General features: G+C 77.5%; 3 protein-coding genes and 1 pseudogene. All 4 read right to left on the bottom strand.

The window, feature by feature from the left end:
* Positions 1-9: 9 nt before the first annotated feature.
* A pseudogene (locus tag B9G38_RS15360) lies at positions 10-390 on the bottom strand (hypothetical protein); the annotation flags it as partial.
* A complete protein-coding gene (locus tag B9G38_RS15355; protein ID WP_086220954.1) occupies positions 330-1,763 on the bottom strand; it encodes a DUF58 domain-containing protein in 1,434 nt (477 codons plus the stop codon). The gene B9G38_RS15355 and the pseudogene B9G38_RS15360, both read right to left, overlap by 61 nt.
* Positions 1,760-2,311, bottom strand: a complete 552-nt coding sequence (locus B9G38_RS15350; protein WP_086216739.1) for a hypothetical protein — start codon at positions 2,309-2,311, stop codon at positions 1,760-1,762. Before B9G38_RS15350 ends, B9G38_RS15355 begins: the two co-directional genes overlap by 4 nt.
* Before the next feature lie 58 nt (positions 2,312-2,369).
* Positions 2,370-3,311, bottom strand: coding sequence for a DUF4129 domain-containing protein (locus tag B9G38_RS15345; protein ID WP_086220953.1), 942 nt, complete (start codon positions 3,309-3,311; stop codon positions 2,370-2,372).
* Positions 3,312-3,415 lie beyond the last annotated feature (104 nt).

Genomic DNA, 3,415 nt, shown 5'->3' with positions numbered 1-3,415 from the left:
GCGTTACCGCGCGAGCGCGAGCCCGCCCACGCCGACGCCCGCGGCCCACGTCAGGGCCCTCGGCGGGCCCCTGGGCGCCCCGCCGAGGAACCCGAGCGCGGCGGCACCGAGCAGCGCGCCGCCGGTCGGGCTCGCGACCAGCGCCGCGGTCGCGGCGACCCCGGCGGCCGCGAGGCTCGCGACTGTCGCGACCGTCGGCGGGCGCGCGTCTGTCTCGTGGAAGTCGGCGAGCGCGTCGTCCCCGGTCGCCGCGACCGCGGAACCGTCGCCGCCCGCGTCGCCCGCCGACCCCTCACCCGTCGACGCCTCGCCCGCCGCGCCCTCGCCGCTCACGGCGACCACCGCCTCGTCGCGGCCGCGACGGCGACCGGGAAGGAGTCGTCGCCCCACTCCAGCGCGCGGATCCCGCCCGCCCGGAGCGTCCGGAGCCGCTGGCGCCGCTCGAAGGCGGTCAACCGTTCGCCCGCCGTCTCGGCCGTCGTCGGGTCCGGCGAGAGGACCGTCACGAGGTGACCGTGCGCGTCGACGCGCCGCGCGATCGCCGTCGCGGTTTCGTCGACGAGGGGGGTGAAGAAGAGCACCTGCGCGTCGGCCGGGAGCCGCCGCCGGAACCGCCGGAGCCACAGCGACCGGTAGAACCGGTCGTCGCTCGGCGTCGGCGCCAGCGCGGGGTCGGTCGCGAGCGTCTCGCGCCCGCGGGCCGCGTGGACGGTCCCGCTGCCGGGCGGCAGCCAGCAGTCGATCGGCGACAGCGCCGCGATCCCGACCCGGTCGCCCCCGTCGAGGAGCGCGGAGAACGCCTGTCCCGCGGCCGCGACGCTCGCCTCCACCGCGGTCTCGGCGTCGGGGTCGGCGGCGACGTACGCGGACTCGCGGGCGTCGACGACCAGCACGACGGTGGCGGCGCGCTCCTCGCGCAGTTCGACGGTCGACAGCTCGCCCGTCCGCGCCCGCCGGTTCCAGTCGATCCGCTTGAGGGGATCGCCCCGGCGGTACTCCCGGGTCGCGTGGAACTCGACCCCGCTCCCGCCCACGTCGGTCGGCACCCGACCGTGGTGGACGGTCGTCAGCCCGCGCAGCGGGAGGTCGCCGCCGGCGGACAGCTCCGGCGTACAGGCGATCGCGGTCGGCGCGTCGAGCGCGGTCGTGCGCTCGCGGGCGCCGGCCGCGTCGCGGGTGATCGCCGTCAGCGGCTCCCACTCGTGGTCGCCCCGGGCCGCGCGCACCGTGTACTCGAACGTCACCGCCGTCCCGGGTCGCAGCGCCGTCGCGACCCGAGCGGGGCCGTCGACGACCGCCAACCCCGGCGGGACCCCGTCGACGAGCCGGAGGTCCGGCAGGGCCTCCTCGCCGACGTTCTCCGCCCGGACGGTCACGCTGACCTCGTCGCCCGGCTCCGGGGCCTCGTCGCTCACCGTCCGCGTCACCGCGAGCGCCGGCGCCGACGCGTCGCCCGCCCGCGCGTACACCACGTACCCGGCGCCCACCGCGCCGGCGAGCACGAGAGACGACTGCCGGACGAGCACGCCGAGGCCGACCAGCGCCAGGGCCGCCCCCGCCACCCCCAGCCAGCGCTCCGTCTCGATCGCTCGGCGGTGTTCCCGGTCGCTCGGAGCGCCGGCGGATTCAGTCTCGGTCGCGTCGGCCGATTCAGTCTCGGTCGCGTCGCGGTCGCGTCCGACCGCGTCGCCGTCTCGTCCGGTCGCCTCACCGTCGGTCGATGCCGGCTCGGACGCGGCGGCGCCGCTTGAGGGGTCGCTCACGCCGCACCCCCCTCTATCCGCTCGATCTCGCCGATCGCGGCGCGGAGCCCGTACCAGTAGTTCGACCGTCCCCGGACCCCGGCGGAGAGCCGGACCCGGACGGGATAGGCGGTCCGGGTGTCGAAGAACGCGGCGGCGGCCGCGTCGTCCGTCCACGTCCCGTCGTCGACGGCCGTCGCCGCCGCCTCCCGCGAGCAGTTGCGGTCGCGGGCGACGGCGTCCACGGCGACCTCCCGGACCCGGTCGCGGAGGGCGCGACGGTTCCGGTAACCGCCCGGCGCCGGACTGGCCACGCGGGCGATCCGCTCGTCGAGGTCGGCACCGGGCACCGCGGCGGGCGCGCGCCGCTCCGGCTCTCCGGTGTCTGTCGGCATCCGCCGGCGGTCCCGACGCGCGTTCGCGTATCGAATCCCCTGAACCACGCCGAGGACGCCGATCAGCGTGACGACCGCCGACGTGGGGGAGAGGACCGACGCCACGCCGCGGTCGAGCGCCGCGAGGATGCCGACGGCGACCGCCAGCACTCCCGCGACGGCGAGCGGCCGCACTACCGACCACCACCGTCGGTTCCCACCGTCTCGCCCGCGCTCTCCGTCAGAGCGCGCGTCACGAGTCGCCTCCGTGCCGCTCCTCGATCCGACGCAGCGCCTCGACGGCGCGGCGCTCTCGGTCGTCGGTCGCGTCCTCGCCGCCGTATCGGACCCGCTCGAACACCTCGGTGAGCGCGGTCACCGGCTCCTCGGCGACGCCCGCGTCGACCGCGGCGGCCGCGAACTCCGCGGGCGTCGAGGAGTCCGGCCGGTCGACGTCGAGGACGTCGGTCATGTCGCGCCACGCGCGGTACACCTCGTGGTCCGCGTCCGAGGACTCGATCCGGTCCGCGACCTCGCCGGCCGTCCGCCCGACCGCGGCGAGGTCCGGCGGCTCCTCGACCGGTTCGTCGGTCCGGTCGCCGCCGCCGTCCGCCTCGTCGTCGCCGCCGGCGAGGAGCAGCGCGGCGACGCTCGCGATCACCGCGGCGACGACGACGACCGCGAACAGGATCTGCGGCGCCGACGCCGCGCCCTCGCCGCTGCCGAGCCCGCCGCCGGCCGCGCCGGTCGACAGTAACTCCGTCCCGTTGCTGCCCATCCCGAGCGAGGTGGAGACGTTCTCCGCGACCGACCGGCACGTCGACAGCACCCAGAACAGGACCGCGATCGGGGCGCCCATCACGCCGGCGACGGCGACGCTCGCGAACGGCGACCCAGTGTCGCGATAGGTGACCCCCGCGAGCAGCGTCAGGCCGACGAGCAGCGCGATCACGGCGGGCGGCTCCCTGAGGAACGGCAGACAGAGCCCCGGCGCGGAGAAGTCGCCCGCCTCCCCCGACGACGTGAGGACGCCGGGGTCGCCCGTGTCAGATCCGACGCTCGGGGCGTCTCCGCCGCTCCCGCCGAACCCGCCGCCGCCGGTGTCGACGGCGGTGTCCAGCGTCGCGGCCGCGCCGCCGAGCGCGACGAGGGCGCGGAGGGCGACCGCGACCGCGACGAGGGCGTCCCGCTTCACCTCCCCGACTCCGCCGGCCGCCGGTACTAGCTCTCGGCGGCCGTCGGTTTCCGGGCCCCGCCGCAACGCCCCCGGCTCTCTCCCCCCCAGCGCCCTCCCTCCCG

It is taken from the genome of Halorubrum sp. SD612, from assembly GCF_002135005.1.
Note: the sequence above shows the minus strand (reverse complement) of the source record. Positions and strands in the feature narration are given on the sequence as shown.